Source organism: Allosphingosinicella sp. (genome assembly GCF_036402135.1).
Classification (GTDB): Bacteria; Pseudomonadota; Alphaproteobacteria; order Sphingomonadales; family Sphingomonadaceae; genus Allosphingosinicella.
In genome coordinates this window covers 30,027-43,280 of sequence record NZ_DASWTN010000021.1, presented here as the reverse complement: position 1 = coordinate 43,280, position 13,254 = coordinate 30,027, and the positions used below count along the sequence as shown (strand labels likewise).

The following is a 13,254-nucleotide window of genomic DNA, read 5'->3' as shown; positions in this document are numbered from 1 at the left end:
CCGCCCAGCCGTTCCTCTCGGACGGAGCTCCCCCGTTCGCGGGTGCACATCGCTGTGCCCGCGTGGCTTTGCCTGCCAGCCGGATTTGCCCCTGATCTTTAGAAGGCCGTGGATAACAGGAAAGCCATGCCTCGTGAAGGGGTTTTCATGCCGTATATGGGGATTTTATGCCATAGAAGGCGCTTTCATGGTTTGTTCTTACTCATGTTCAACGACTGTTCTGCAGAACGTGCCTGTGGATAAGTTTGTTGGAGAAGTGAAAGGCTTAGCGGCGGCGCTTCAGAACCAGCGCCAGCCCGACTCCGAGTCCGGCTAGGATCGGCAGTAGCGCGAGCAGCACCGCCAGGGTCGGGTCCGCGTCTGGATCAGCCCACTCAACCAGCCCCCCCGGCGGTGTCCGCTCCGTGCCGGACAGCCTGTCGAGCATATCCGCCACCGCGAGAACATTGTCGGCAACCCGCCCGAAGCGACCATCGTCGGACGCCATCTCCCCAAGCACCCAAGTCTCGTCATGCATCAGGTCCGCGTCGGCGACGAGTAGTGCCCTACCCTCACCTATGCGGCAGTCGGCGATCAGGCCTCCCTGCGCAACGCTGCAAGCCCGGCCTCGGCTCTCAAACCGCCCCGGTGCCGCCAGCCTCAGCTTGCGCTCGCCCACCCGCTCGTCGACGATCCCGCGCCGCTCCGGCAGCGGCGGCGCCAGGCCAAGCCCCCAATGATCCAGCAGCGGCTGCAGCAGCCCGACCGGCGGCGGGCGGCGGATGTCGCCGAGCGGCAGCTCCGTCGGCCAGACGAGAGCCGGGTCGGTGAGGATCACAGCCCTGCCGCCGCCCCGTACCCAGGCGTCCAGCGCCACCAACTCCTCGGGATTGAGCGCGCGTGGCTGGGCGAGCAGCAGCAGCTTGCGGTTCCGGAGGCTTGTCTCGTCCAGCACGTCGAGCGGCCGCACCTGATAGTATCGATCCAGCACCTGATAGGAGGCCGCGGGCCTGCTCTCCGGGTCAAAGGCGCCGCCCTCGCCCCAGATGATCGGCAGCGCCGTCATCAGCATCAGCTCCGGCCGCTCCTTCACCGGCTCCGGAGGCGGCGTAACAATCGCGCTCAACGGCCCAATCACGAAGGGCGTCAGGAAGGAGGCGAAGATAAGCGCCGCAAGCGGCACCGGCGCCGATTTCCAAAGCCTCCGCCCCGCCTGCAGCACAAGATCGATCAGCACCGCCAGCAAGGCGCCGAACAGCAGCCCGCGCAGCATCTCCGGCCACGGATTGTCGGCACCCAAAGCAAGCACCAGCAACGTTTCCGACGACGCCGCCGAGACCAGCAGAAGCAGATAGAATGCCGCCCGCTGCCGCACCGGCCGCCAGGCGACGATCAGCGCGCCAAGCAGCAGCACGAACGCCCTGAAGCTGATGAACGGCAGAGCCTCCGCCCGCCCCCATTCGAAATAGCCGCCCGACAGGAGCAGCGGCGCGATCTCCAGCGCCGCCAGCAAGGCGGCGAGCGCGACCATCCACGGCGTCAGCGTCGGCTTATTCAGCGGCTGCGGCTTCGCTCTTATTTTCGGCATTGCCCGGCGCGACGCCCAGCTCGGCCAGCGGTTCCTTGGGCTCCGCTTCCACCTTGGCCGCGCCGCCGTCGGCGATCTGCTTGTCGATCATGTTCGCCGTGATCGGCTCTTCCTCGCTAGCACTCGCAAAAATGGCGCCCAGGAGGACGAGGATGAAGACGAAGGCGAGCCCGGTGAGGCCGATGCGCACGCGCTGCGTGCCGTCATATTCTTTTCGACCCACTCTCATCGAAATGAAATCTAGCGCAGCTATAATGGCTTGTCGAACCCCCCAATTTCTACGGTAAAGAGGATGATAACAAAGTCCTTGACGCGCGATGCTGCACCCGCGAGGTTCCGCGCCGCTATGAACCATACCCCAAAAATTCTTTCAGTCGCCGCCGCTTTGGCTTTCCTTCCACTCGCTGCCTGCGAGCCTGAGACGATCGACGCGTCCAACGTGAACGATCCGCAGGCGGCCGAGCTCGCCAAAGCGAAGCCGGTCGAGCTTCCGCCGGCGATCCAGACCAGCCACACCTATCGCTGTAAGGACAACAGCCTCGTCTACGTGGACTTCTACACCAACAATACGGCGAACGTTCGTCTCGGCAGCCGCGAGGAAATGCCGACGCAGCTGACTGCTCCGGCAGCCGGACAGGCCTATACGGCCGAAGGCTATTCGCTGAGCGGCAGCGGCACCAATGTCACCTTCTCCTCACCCGGCAAGGGTTCACAGAGCTGCAAGGCCTGATCTTCAACCTCTAAAAAGGCAATCGGGGCCGGGTGGACGAAAGGGGGGCCGCCCGGCCTTTTTCATGCCCCTTACGCGCGGCTTGGACAGCGCCGCGCTTGCCGTTAGGAGGCCGCCATGAGCGAATCCCGGATCACCCCCGAAATCGTCGCCGAGCACGGCCTCTCCCCCGAAGAATATGAGCGCGTCCTCCACGCCATGGGCCGCGAGCCGAACCTCACCGAGCTCGGCATCTTCTCGGTCATGTGGTCGGAGCATTGCTCCTACAAATCCTCCCGCGTGCACCTGAAGAAGCTGCCGACCACGGGCCCGCAGGTGATTTGCGGCCCAGGCGAGAATGCGGGCGTAGTCGATATCGGCGACGGTCAGGCCGCCATCTTCAAGATGGAGAGCCACAACCATCCCTCCTACATCGAGCCGTACCAGGGCGCTGCGACCGGCGTCGGCGGCATCCTGCGCGACGTCTTCACCATGGGGGCGCGGCCGATCGCCAACATGAACGCGCTTCGCTTCGGCCGGCCCGATCATCCCAAGATGCGGCACCTCATCGCCGGCGTCGTTCGCGGCATCGGTGGCTACGGCAACTGCGTCGGCGTCCCAACGGTGGGCGGCGAGGTCAATTTCCACCCTGCCTATGACGGCAACATCCTCGTCAATGCGATGACGGTCGGCCTCGCCGACACCGACAAGATTTTCTATTCGGCCGCTTCCGGCGTCGGCAATCCGATCGTCTATGTCGGCTCAAAGACCGGCCGCGACGGCATTCACGGCGCAACCATGGCCTCCGCCGATTTCGGCGAGGACAGCGAAGAGAAGCGCCCCACGGTCCAGGTCGGCGACCCCTTCACCGAAAAGCTGCTGATCGAGGCCTGCCTCGAACTGATGGCCTCCGACGCCATCGTTGCCATCCAGGACATGGGCGCCGCCGGCCTGACCTCCTCGAGCGTCGAAATGGCGTCCAAGGGCGGCGTCGGCATTGAACTCGACATGAACGCCGTACCCTGCCGCGAAGAGGGCATGACGCCCTACGAGATGATGCTCTCCGAGAGTCAGGAACGGATGTTGATGGTCCTGAAGCCCGGCCGCGAGGCCGAGGCTGAAGCCATCTTCCGGAAATGGGAACTCGATTTCGCCGTCATCGGCCGCGTCACTGACACCGGCCATATGGTGTTGAAGTGGAACGGCGAAGTCGCCGCCGACATCCCGCTCGCGCCGCTCGCCGACGAAGCGCCGCTCTACGAGCGCCCCTATGTGTCGCAGGAAGAATATAAGGCTTGGGCAAAGGTGAAGCCGCTCGACGCTCTTCCCGAAAGCACCGACCCCGCCGCCGATCTCCTGAAGCTGATGGCCTCCCCCGATCTCGCCAGTCGCCGCTGGATTTGGGAGCAGTACGACCACATGGTCATGGCCGATACGGTCCAGCGCCCGGGCGGCGATGCCGCCGTCGTCCGCGTTCACGGCACCGAGAAGGCGCTTGCGATCAGCACCGACGTAACGCCCCGTTACTGCTTCGCTGATCCAGTCGAGGGCGGCAGGCAGGCGGTCGCCGAATGCTACCGCAACCTGTCGGCGGTGGGCGCAACGCCGCTCGCCATCACCAACTGCCTCAACTTCGCCAATCCGCAGCGGCCAGAGATCATGGCGCAGATCGTCGGCTGCCTCGAAGGCATGGCGGACGCCTGCCGCGCGCTCGACTTCCCAATCGTCTCCGGCAACGTCAGCCTCTATAATGAGTCAAAGGCGACAGGCGGCGGCAGCGCCATCCTCCCCACCCCCGCCATCGGCGGCATCGGCCTGCTCGCCGACTGGCGGAAGAACGCTACCATCGCCTTCAAGGCCGAGGGCGAAGCGATCGTCCTCATCTGCCACAGCAACAGCCATGTCGGGCAGTCGCTCTGGCTTCGCGAAATCCATGGCCGCGAAGACGGCCCTCCTCCGGCCGTCGACCTCAATGCGGAGCGGCGCGCGGGCGAGCTGGTCCGCGCCTTGATCGCGGAAGAATTGGTCACTGCCGTTCACGATTGCTCCGACGGCGGCGCGGCCGTTGCGCTGGCGGAAATGGCGCTTGCCGGCAATATCGGCGTGACGGTTCCAGTGGTGCCGCAGATCCCGAATCCGGGCGCGATTCTGTTCGGCGAGGATCAGGGCCGCTACATCCTCACCTGCACCGATCCGGCGACGGTCAGCGCGCGTATCGAGCAGGCTGGGCTGAATGCGATCCCGCTCGGCAGAACCGGCGGCGACGCCATCACTTTCGACCTGATCGACCGCGGCGGCCCGAGCTCCGTTCCCCTGGCTGAACTCCGCCGCGCCCACGAAGGCTTCTTCCCTGCTCTCATGGGCGGAGAGCCCACGGTCGCCTGATTGCGTCTCCATCAGTGACATAGCTATTGCGAACAATTCGCATTATCGCTATACGCCAGCTCATGATCGTGTGCATCTGCAACGCTTTGCGTGAAGACGATGTGCGGAGGGCGGCGCGGGACGGCGCTTCCTGCCCCACCACCGCCTACAAAACATTGGGCCGAAAGCCGCGGTGCGGGCAATGCTTCTCATTCGCACGGGAGATCATCACAGCGGAGCGTGCGACTGCCTAGCAAAAGCAGCTGATTTTCCGCAGTTTTCCGCCATTTTCCACGTTTATTTCTGCCGCCGTTGAGAGTATCGGACCCTTAACCAGGGAGACCGTTATGAAGGGCGACGCACGCGTCATCGAACTCTTGAACGAAGCGCTCAAGAACGAGCTTACCGCCGTCAACCAATATTGGCTCCACTACCGCATGCTCGACAATTGGGGCGTGCAGCGCCTCGCGGACTACGAACGCGAGGAATCGATCGACGAGATGAAGCATGCGGATCGTCTATCCGAACGCATCCTCTTCCTCGACGGCCTTCCCAATTTCCAGATGCTCGGCCGCCTCCGCATCGGGGAAAATGTCGAAGAAGTGCTGAAGGCGGACCTCGCGCTCGAACAGGAAGCGCTTGTCCAGCTTCGCGGCGCTATCGCCTATTGCGAGGAGAATCGCGACTATGTGAGCCGCGACCTCTTCGCCGACATCCTCAAGAATGAGGAAGAGCATGTCGACAATCTGGAAAAGCAGTTCCAGATGATCGCCCAGATGGGCCTCCAGAACTATATCCAGCTCCAGTCGAAGCCGGCCGAGGACTGAACTAGGAAGCGCCGCTCACTTCCTATAGGCTCCGCTCCTTCGGGATGGGGGAGAGCCGGATGACTGCAGCAACGGAACCGGGTCCACGTATCGAGACGCTCGACATCGTTCGCGGCGTGGCGGTGATGGGGATATTGGCGATGAACATCGTCGCCTTCGCAATGCCGTTTCAGGCTTACATGAACCCTTATGCTTACGGGTTGGAGACGGACGCCGATCTCGCCTCCTGGGCGTTCAACTTCATTCTCGTCGACGGAAAGATGCGGGGCCTCTTCTCCTTCCTCTTCGGCGCCAGCATGCTCATCGTTATCGAGCGGGCGGCAGCGTCCGGGCAGAACCCTGCCTCCGTCCATTATCGCCGCATGCTCTGGCTTCTCGTCTTTGGTCTCCTGCACTTCTACTTCATCTGGTTCGGCGACATCCTGTCGGGCTATGCCATGGTCGGCATGATCGCCTGGTTCTTCCGGAACAAGGCGCCGCGTAGTCTCATCATTTGGGGCGTCGTTCTCGTCTTCATACAGATCACTCTGTTCGCGCTGCTCGCGGGTGCGTTTCACGCCGCCAGCGCCGCCGCGTCCGCACCCGGCGCTTCCGCCGAAGCGGCACAGGCGTGGAGCCAAATGAAGGTCGATTTCGCGGTTCCAAGCAGCGAGTTGCTGGCGAACAAGACCGCGCTTTTCAGCGGCGGCTTTGCCGGGATCGCCAATCACCAATTCTCGCAGAACAGCCTCGACCCGTTCATTGCGCTGCTTATCTTCGGCTGGGAAACACTTGCCTACATGCTGTTCGGAATGGCGGCGCTGAAAACCGGCTTCCTGACCGGCGCGTGGGAGAATGCGCGCTACCGCCGCGCAGCCCTGATCGGCTTCGGCATCGGCATCCCGGCTTACGCTCTGCTTGCTTGGACGCTCGTCCGGGACGACTTCACCGTGCCGATGATCTTTTCGATCTCGATGGCCGCGACCGTTCCCTTCCGTCCGCTCATGGTGGTGGCGACTGCGGCGCTCATCATCCTGCTCACCCGCCGCGGAGGCGCGCTGGTCGGCCGGATCGCCGCGGCAGGACGTGCCGCTTTCACCAACTATCTCGGCACCAGCATCCTGATGACGGCCCTTTTCTACGGCTGGGGCGCAGGTCTTTGGGGCAGCCTCAGCCGCGCCGAATTGTGGCTCGTCGTGATCCCGATGTGGGCGGTGATGCTGCTTTGGTCCAAGCCATGGCTCGACCGCAACCGCTACGGACCGTTCGAATGGCTCTGGCGGAGCCTGTCGCGCTGGGAATGGCAGCCGATGCGGCGGCCGCTTAGCGTTTAGAGCCGGCCGAAATTCTGATTGTGCGCGGGCGCGCGGCCGAACACGGGCCGCGACGGGCGCTGTACCAGCGGATTGATCTCCCGCTGCAAGAGCTCAATCGTCTGCTGATAGAGCGGGCGAAGCCGCGCGACGGTCGGAATCAGCTCGTCCGGGAACAGCCGCATTTCGACTGCGCGGCGGGCGGCGAACTCGATTTCCTCCGCCATAGAGCCAAGCATGTTGGCACCGAACTGCCGCGCCTCGCTCTTCAGCGTATGAGCAGGAATGACGAGCGCGGTCGTGTCCCGCCGCTGCATAGCGTCCTCGATCTTGGCGAGGGACTTCTCGCCGTCCTCGAGGAAATAGCCGACGATCTTCACGAACCCTGCGCCCAGTTGGGTGCGGGTGCGCGTGAACATGGCCCAGTCGATAACGGCGCCGCTCTCGTCGATCAAAACAGGATCCTTAAGGTTACTCCGGCACCTTCTAGCCGCACAGGGTAAACAGCCGGTTGACGCTCTAGCGGTCGAACGGGTTTTTCGAGGCCCGCACCGCCAGCCGCACCGGCACCGCACCGAAGCCCAATTCCTTCCGCATCCCGTTGACCAAGTAGCGAAGATAGGAATCCGGAAGTTGATCGGTGCGCGTTCCGAACAGCACGAACCGAGGCGGCCGCGTGCCGACCTGCGTGATGTAGCGGAGCTTGATCCGCTTGCCGCCGGGCGCGGGCGGCGGGTTGCGCTCGACGGCGTCCTCGAACCAGCGGTTGAGCTGCCCCGTCGACACGCGCTTCGACCAGATTTCCCGCACTTCGAAGGCCGCGCCGAGCAGCTGGTCGATCCCCTTGCCGGTCTTGCCCGAAACGGTGAGCAGCGGCACGCCCCGCGCCTGCGCCAGTCCCTCATCCAGCGCAGCCTTGATGCCGTTGAACAGCGAGCTGGCATTTTCCGCCACGTCCCACTTGTTGATCGCGATGATGAGCGCGCGGCCCTCCTGGATCACATTATCGGCAATGCGGAGATCCTGCGCCTCCAGCCCACGCGTTCCATCAAGCAGCAGGACGACAACCTCGGCGAAGTCCACCGCCCGCCGCGCATCCGCCACCGAAAGCTTTTCGAGCTTGTCCTCGACCTTCGCCTTCTTCCGCATGCCGGCCGTGTCGATCAGGCGCACCGGCCGCACCTCCCCGTCCGGCGCCTTCCATTCCCAGTCAATGGCGATGGAATCGCGGGTAATCCCCGCTTCCGGGCCGGTGATGAGCCGCTCCTGCTCCAGGATGCGATTGATCAGGGTCGACTTGCCCGCATTCGGGCGGCCGACGATGGCGAGCTTCAGCGGGCCTTCGCCCTCTTCTTCCTCATCGTCGTCCTCGTCCCGCTCCACATAGGGCCGGATATGCTCGAACAGGTCGACCACGCCCTCGCCATGTTCGGCGCTCATCGCGATCGGCTCGCCGAAGCCGAGCGAATAGGCCTCCATGATCCCCGCTTCGCCCGCGCGGCCCTCAGCCTTGTTGGCGGCAAGCACCACCGACGTCGTTTCGCTCCGAAGCCAGCGCCCGATTTCTTCGTCGAGCGGAGTGACCCCCGCCCGCGCGTCTACCAGGAACAGGGCGACATCGGCTTCCTGCACCGCCGCCACCGTCTGCGCGCGCATCCGGCCCGGCAGCGTCTCCGGATCCTCGTCTTCGTAACCGGCCGTGTCGATCACCCGGAATTCGAGGCCGAGCAGGGTCGCATCGCCCTCGCGCCGGTCGCGCGTCACGCCCGGCCGGTCGTCGACCAGAGCCAGTTTCTTCCCCACCAGCCGGTTGAAAAGGGTCGATTTGCCCACATTCGGACGGCCGACGATCGCGACGGTTGGAAGCTTGGCCATAAGGCGGCTGCCCTGCCCCCTTCATGGCCGCCGGTCAACCGCAACGGGGCAGGCACTTGCAACCGACCCGGCTTGCGATTATTATCTTTTTTGCGGACCGGGCCCCTCTGGCGGCAGTTCTCCTCGAACGACCGTGATGTCGGACCGCATCGGGTTAGCCCGGTGCAGTTCACGTGCCCCTGTCTCTGCATCGGCTGACCCGATCCATCACCAATCGAACGATGGAGAGAGGCATGAATGCAGTGATGTACCGTCTGACCCGAATTCACCGGAAACTTGACGAGGAAATCCGGCGCGAGATGAAGCGGCGCTTCCCCGACAGCATCAAGCTGCTTCGGATGAAGAAGCTGAAGCTTGCGATCAAGGACCGGTTGTTTCGCATCCAGCGGAGAAGCATCCGCATTTGATCCTATCGGCGGGCGCGGCGCTCCGCTGCGCTCGCTCTTTTTCAGACATCAAGCGGTACCGGGCCCCTCTGGCGATCAGGTGATCGCGATGTCGGACCGCACCTCATCAAAGGAGGAGCCCAATGGACTTTCTCGATACTCTCTGGCTCGGCACGCCCATGTGGATGTGGCTGGGCTTCATGGCTCTGGTCGCCGTCCTGCTCACGCTCGACCTCGGCGTCCTTCACCGGAAGGAGCGGGAGATCGGCGTCCGCGAAAGCCTCGCCATGTCCGCTTTCTATATCGCGCTCGGCCTCGGCTTCGGCGGCTGGGTCTGGTGGCAGATGGGCGAGACTCCGGCGATCAACTACGTCACCGGTTTCGTCGTCGAAAAGAGCCTGGCGATGGACAACGTCTTCGTCATCGCGATGATCTTCGCTTATTTCGGTATTCCCCGCCTTCACCAGCACAGGGTGCTGTTCTGGGGCATTTTGGGCGTGATCCTGCTCCGGGCCATCATGATCGGCTTCGGCGCCGCTGCGGTCCAGCAGTGGAGCTGGCTGCTCTATTTCTTCGCTGCCTTCCTGATCTTCACCGGCATCAGGATGTGGGCAATGGCCGACAAGGAATATGATGTCGGCGGGTCGCCGGTGCTGAAATGGGTGCGCCGGCGCTTCCGGGTAACGGACGATCTCCACGGCGAGCGTTTCTGGGTAAGGCTTCCCGACCCGAAGACGGGCAAGGCCGCGCTCTTCATGACGCCGCTCTTCCTGGCGCTCATCATGGTGGAGTTCGTAGACGTCGTGTTCGCGGTGGACTCGGTGCCGGCGATCTTCGCCATCACCACCGATCCGTTCATCGTCTACACGTCGAACATCTTCGCAATCCTCGGCCTCCGCGCGCTCTATTTCGCGCTCGCAGCGATGGTCGACCGCTTCCACTACCTCAAATATGCGCTGTCGCTGCTGCTGGTGTTCATCGGCTCGAAGATCTTTGTCGCCGACGCGCTCGGCCTTGCGAAGATACCGCCGGCCGTGTCGCTCGGCGTCACCTTCGCGATCCTTGCCGGCGGCGTCGCTTATTCGCTGGTGAGGACGGCGCGGCCCGTAGAGGCCCGCGCCTGAGGGTGGGCGGGAGGAGCCGTTACGGGCCGGCTCCTCCCCTCATTCCATTAGCGCCAGGCGGTAAGGCGCCCGTCGTCGCTCATCAGGAAGAACGTGTTTTCCGCAACCACCGGGGGCAGCAGGAACGAACGCTTGCGGTTCTGTATCGTCGACTGCACCGCGCCGTCGGTGGGCGACACGTTGACGATATGCCCCTGCGAGCTCGCCACGATCAGACGGCCGCCGGCGAGTACCGGGCCGACCCAACTGATCGGGCCCTTCTTGTCTTCTTCGTCGCGCCAGCGCGGAAGCTGGCTCATCCAACGGATGCGGCCGGTGGTGCGCGCGACGGCGAGAAGCTGCGACTGGTCGGTCAGCACGAAGATCCAATCGCCCGCCACCCACGGCGTCGAAATGCCGGCGGCATTGATTTCCCAGATGCGCTGGCCGGTCACCAGTTCGAGCGCGACCATCCGGCCACCCTGGCCGATCGCATAGACGCGGCCCTGATCGATCACCGGCTCGGCATCGATGTCGGACAGCGAAGCGACCGCCGTCGAGATGCTGGTGCGGGCAAGCGCGTCCTGCCAGACGACGCGGCCATTCTCGTAACGATAAGCGGAAAGCTCGCCCGACGAGAAGCCGGCAACGACGGTGCCCTGCGCGACCGCGGGAGCAGCCGCGCCGAGCACGTTGGCAAGCTCGAGCGTGCCTGTGCCGGTCCAGCGAAGCGTTCCGTCGGCGGTGTTGAGCGCGTGAAGCTGGTTATCCTGCGTCACCACATAAACGGTGTCGAGCGCGATCGTCGGCGCGCCGCGGAGCGGCCCGCTCGGACGCACGCGCCAAAGCTGATTGCCAGTCGCAGCATCGAACGCGACCACGTCGCCAAGGCCGTTGGTCGCATAAACGCGGCCATTGTCGTAGCTGACGCCGCCGCCGAACAGCAGGCCGCGATTGCCGGTGAACTCGCCGTTCCACCAGCTGCGGCCGCCGCGAAGATCCTCCTCACGCCCGACGCCCGCTTCCCAGACGCGTGCACCGGTGCGCACGTCGAAGGCGCGAAGCCGCGCCAGCGTGTCGACTGCATAGACGCGACCGCCGCCGACCACCGGCGCCGAGGCGAGGCGCGAACGCGGATGGCTGCCCTCGCCCGCATCGACCGACCAGGCTTCGGCAAGCGTGGTGCCGAGCGCCAGATGCCCCATCGACTTGGTCGCATTGCCGCCAGGCTGCGCCCAATCGGCATTGGCCGTGATGCCCGGAAGCGTCACCGCGACGTCGGCGAGGGCGGGATCGACTTCCACCGACGCTTCGCCGGTCAGTACCGCAATGCGCTGGCCGACCGTCGGCGTCGTCGGCTTCTCCCCGCGATTGAGGAGGCCGCAGCCGCTCACGAGCGTCATGGCGGTCACGGCAAACAGGATACGCTTCATCAATTGGCTTCCTTCGCTGCGCCCGGAGCCGCCTCTGCGGCGGGCGCTTCTACAACTGCATCCACTCCAAGAGCACCGGCCATCTGAACGGCACGCGAACGGGTCGTCTCGGGGACACCCTGCTCCTTGGCGATCGCCGCGAAGATCGGCGCCGCCCGCTGCGGCTGGTTGGCTTTCAGATAAGCGATCGCCACCATCTCGCCGGCCGTTCCGAACCAGGGATTGCCGGCCTGGGCGAGCGGCTGCAGCCGCTGGATCACTTGCTGCGGCGGCAACCGGTCATATTCGAGCTGGGTCTGCCGGATGAGCGCCGCATTGCGATAGGGCTCCGGAAGGTCGCCGTCCTCCGCCACCTGCTTGTAGGCAGCGATGGCCGCGCCCTGATTGTTGTTCTGGACGAAGACCGCCGCCTTGGTCATCAGCGCCGCAGCGCGGTGCCCGTCGGAGCCTTCCTTGGCGATCGTGTCGAGCCGTGCTTCGACGCCCTTGGTCCGGCCCGCCTGCACGTCATCGAAAGTCTTGAGGATCTGCTCGGACCGTTCGCCCGCTTTCGCCTGCCGCTGCTCCTGCCACCAAATGGCGCCGCCGATTGCGGCCAGCAGCAGGACGATCCCGGCGATGGCGAGCTTCCCATAGCGGGTCCACCAACTGGTCAGCTGTTCCTTCCGAAGCTCCTCGTCGACCTCGCGATAGAAAGCTTCATTGTCTTTGGGCTTGATCGCCAATTATGTCTCTCCAGGAAGCGTGCGCCGGATGGTGCCCCGCCGCACCTCTACCGGCGAAAAGCGGCGAACGAAAGCCTCTTCCCTCTACGCCTTTCGGTAGGTTTGATCTGCCGTCGGGAAGGCCCGTTTACGCACTTCGCCGGCAAAGGCCTGAGCCGCGGCTTCGATCCGTCCGGCCATGTCGTCATATTTCTTCACGAAGCGCGGCGTCCGCTCGAACAGGCCGAGCATGTCCTCGGTGACCAGCACCTGCCCGTCGCATTCCGCCGAGGCGCCGATGCCGATGGTGGGGCAAGCAACCGCCTTGGTCGCCTCGATCGCAATCTCCTCCATCACGCCTTCCAGCACGAGCAGGAAGCAGCCCGCCTCCGCCACAGCCTTGGCGTCGGCCAGAATCTTCTTCGCTTCGGCATCGCTCTTCCCACGCGCGCCATAGCCGCCGAGCGCATTCACCGCTTGCGGCGTCAGGCCGACATGGCCGATCACCGGGATGCCGCGTTTGGTGAGGAAGGCGACCGTCTCCGCCATCGCCTCGCCGCCTTCCAGCTTCACCGCCGCAGCGCCCGTTTCCTTCAGGATGCGGGACGCGCTTTCGAATGCCTGTGCCGGGCTCGCCTCATAGGAACCGAACGGCATGTCGATCGCGACCACTGCATGATAGGATCCGCGCACCACCGCCGCCCCATGCGCGCACATCATCTCCAGCGTCACCGGCACCGTCGACGGAAGCCCGTAAATCACCTGCCCCAGACTGTCGCCAACCAGCAGAACGTCGCAATGCGGATCGAGAAGCTGCGCCATTCGCGCCGTATAGGCGGTCAGCATCACGATGGGCTCGCCGCCCTTCATCTTCTGGACCTTAGGCACGGTCAGCCGCTTCATCGGCGAAGGCAGCGGATTGGCGCGGCTAGTCGCCGTATCGAGCGAATGGGTGACGGACATGGAGGCCCTTTTAGCGTGCCTCCCGGCTTTG

14 protein-coding genes are annotated in these 13,254 nt (G+C 64.4%); 7 read left to right on the top strand and 7 right to left on the bottom strand.

The genetic code is table 11. From position 1 onward, the window contains the following. Window positions 1-265: 265 nt before the first annotated feature. Together VGD10_RS05860 and VGD10_RS05855 are read right to left on the bottom strand one after the other, a co-directional pair. Window positions 266-1,567, bottom strand: a complete 1,302-nt coding sequence (locus VGD10_RS05860; protein ID WP_331039869.1) for a Gldg family protein — start codon at window positions 1,565-1,567, stop codon at window positions 266-268. Next, window positions 1,530-1,796, bottom strand: coding sequence for a hypothetical protein (locus VGD10_RS05855; RefSeq protein WP_331039868.1), 267 nt, complete (start codon window positions 1,794-1,796; stop codon window positions 1,530-1,532). The genes VGD10_RS05860 and VGD10_RS05855 overlap by 38 nt, the downstream gene beginning before the upstream one ends. Before the next feature lie 117 nt (window positions 1,797-1,913). Between VGD10_RS05855 and VGD10_RS05850 the strand changes: the two genes are divergently transcribed. The 5 genes from VGD10_RS05850 (at window position 1,914) to VGD10_RS05830 (ending at window position 6,780) form a co-directional block, all read left to right on the top strand. Next, window positions 1,914-2,297: a hypothetical protein gene (locus tag VGD10_RS05850; protein WP_331039867.1), complete on the top strand. Its 384-nt coding sequence runs from the start codon at window positions 1,914-1,916 to the stop codon at window positions 2,295-2,297. Window positions 2,298-2,414: 117 nt separating this feature from the next. Next, complete coding sequence (gene purL, locus VGD10_RS05845; protein ID WP_331039866.1) at window positions 2,415-4,661, top strand: phosphoribosylformylglycinamidine synthase subunit PurL; 2,247 nt, start codon at window positions 2,415-2,417, stop codon at window positions 4,659-4,661. A gap of 62 nt (window positions 4,662-4,723) precedes the next feature. Further along, window positions 4,724-4,894, top strand: coding sequence for a (2Fe-2S)-binding protein (locus VGD10_RS05840; RefSeq protein ID WP_331039865.1), 171 nt, complete (start codon window positions 4,724-4,726; stop codon window positions 4,892-4,894). 93 nt (window positions 4,895-4,987) lie between these two features. Then, window positions 4,988-5,467, top strand: a complete 480-nt coding sequence (bfr, locus tag VGD10_RS05835) for a bacterioferritin (RefSeq protein WP_331039864.1) — start codon at window positions 4,988-4,990, stop codon at window positions 5,465-5,467. A gap of 59 nt (window positions 5,468-5,526) precedes the next feature. Continuing rightward, window positions 5,527-6,780, top strand: a complete 1,254-nt coding sequence (locus VGD10_RS05830; RefSeq protein ID WP_331039863.1) for a DUF418 domain-containing protein — start codon at window positions 5,527-5,529, stop codon at window positions 6,778-6,780. Here the strand turns inward: VGD10_RS05830 and VGD10_RS05825 are convergent. Further along, on the bottom strand, window positions 6,777-7,214 hold the full coding sequence (locus tag VGD10_RS05825) for an Hpt domain-containing protein (protein ID WP_414639504.1): 438 nt from the start codon (window positions 7,212-7,214) through the stop codon (window positions 6,777-6,779). The two genes, VGD10_RS05830 and VGD10_RS05825, sit on opposite strands and share 4 nt — an antisense overlap. 64 nt (window positions 7,215-7,278) lie before the next feature. Further along, the gene (gene der / locus VGD10_RS05820) at window positions 7,279-8,634 is read right to left on the bottom strand and encodes a ribosome biogenesis GTPase Der (protein WP_331039862.1); all 1,356 of its coding nucleotides are present in this window, start codon (window positions 8,632-8,634) and stop codon (window positions 7,279-7,281) included. 233 nt (window positions 8,635-8,867) lie between these two features. On the opposite strand from der, the gene VGD10_RS05815 reads away from it, so the two are divergent. Together VGD10_RS05815 and VGD10_RS05810 are read left to right on the top strand one after the other, a co-directional pair. Next, a complete protein-coding gene (locus VGD10_RS05815; protein WP_331039861.1) occupies window positions 8,868-9,041 on the top strand; it encodes a DUF465 domain-containing protein in 174 nt (57 codons plus the stop codon). 122 nt (window positions 9,042-9,163) lie between these two features. Beyond that, window positions 9,164-10,144 carry a TerC family protein gene (locus VGD10_RS05810; RefSeq protein WP_331039860.1) on the top strand — a complete coding sequence of 327 codons (981 nt, stop codon included), beginning with the start codon at window positions 9,164-9,166 and terminating at the stop codon, window positions 10,142-10,144. 47 nt (window positions 10,145-10,191) lie between these two features. Here VGD10_RS05810 and VGD10_RS05805 read toward each other — a convergent pair whose 3' ends face one another. The 3 genes from VGD10_RS05805 to panB form a co-directional block, all read right to left on the bottom strand. Continuing rightward, window positions 10,192-11,556, bottom strand: a complete 1,365-nt coding sequence (locus tag VGD10_RS05805; protein ID WP_331039859.1) for a PQQ-binding-like beta-propeller repeat protein — start codon at window positions 11,554-11,556, stop codon at window positions 10,192-10,194. Next, complete coding sequence (locus tag VGD10_RS05800; protein WP_331039858.1) at window positions 11,556-12,281, bottom strand: tetratricopeptide repeat protein; 726 nt, start codon at window positions 12,279-12,281, stop codon at window positions 11,556-11,558. Before VGD10_RS05800 ends, VGD10_RS05805 begins: the two co-directional genes overlap by 1 nt. A gap of 84 nt (window positions 12,282-12,365) precedes the next feature. Beyond that, window positions 12,366-13,223: a 3-methyl-2-oxobutanoate hydroxymethyltransferase gene (gene panB, locus VGD10_RS05795; RefSeq protein WP_331039857.1), complete on the bottom strand. Its 858-nt coding sequence runs from the start codon at window positions 13,221-13,223 to the stop codon at window positions 12,366-12,368. Window positions 13,224-13,254 lie beyond the last annotated feature (31 nt).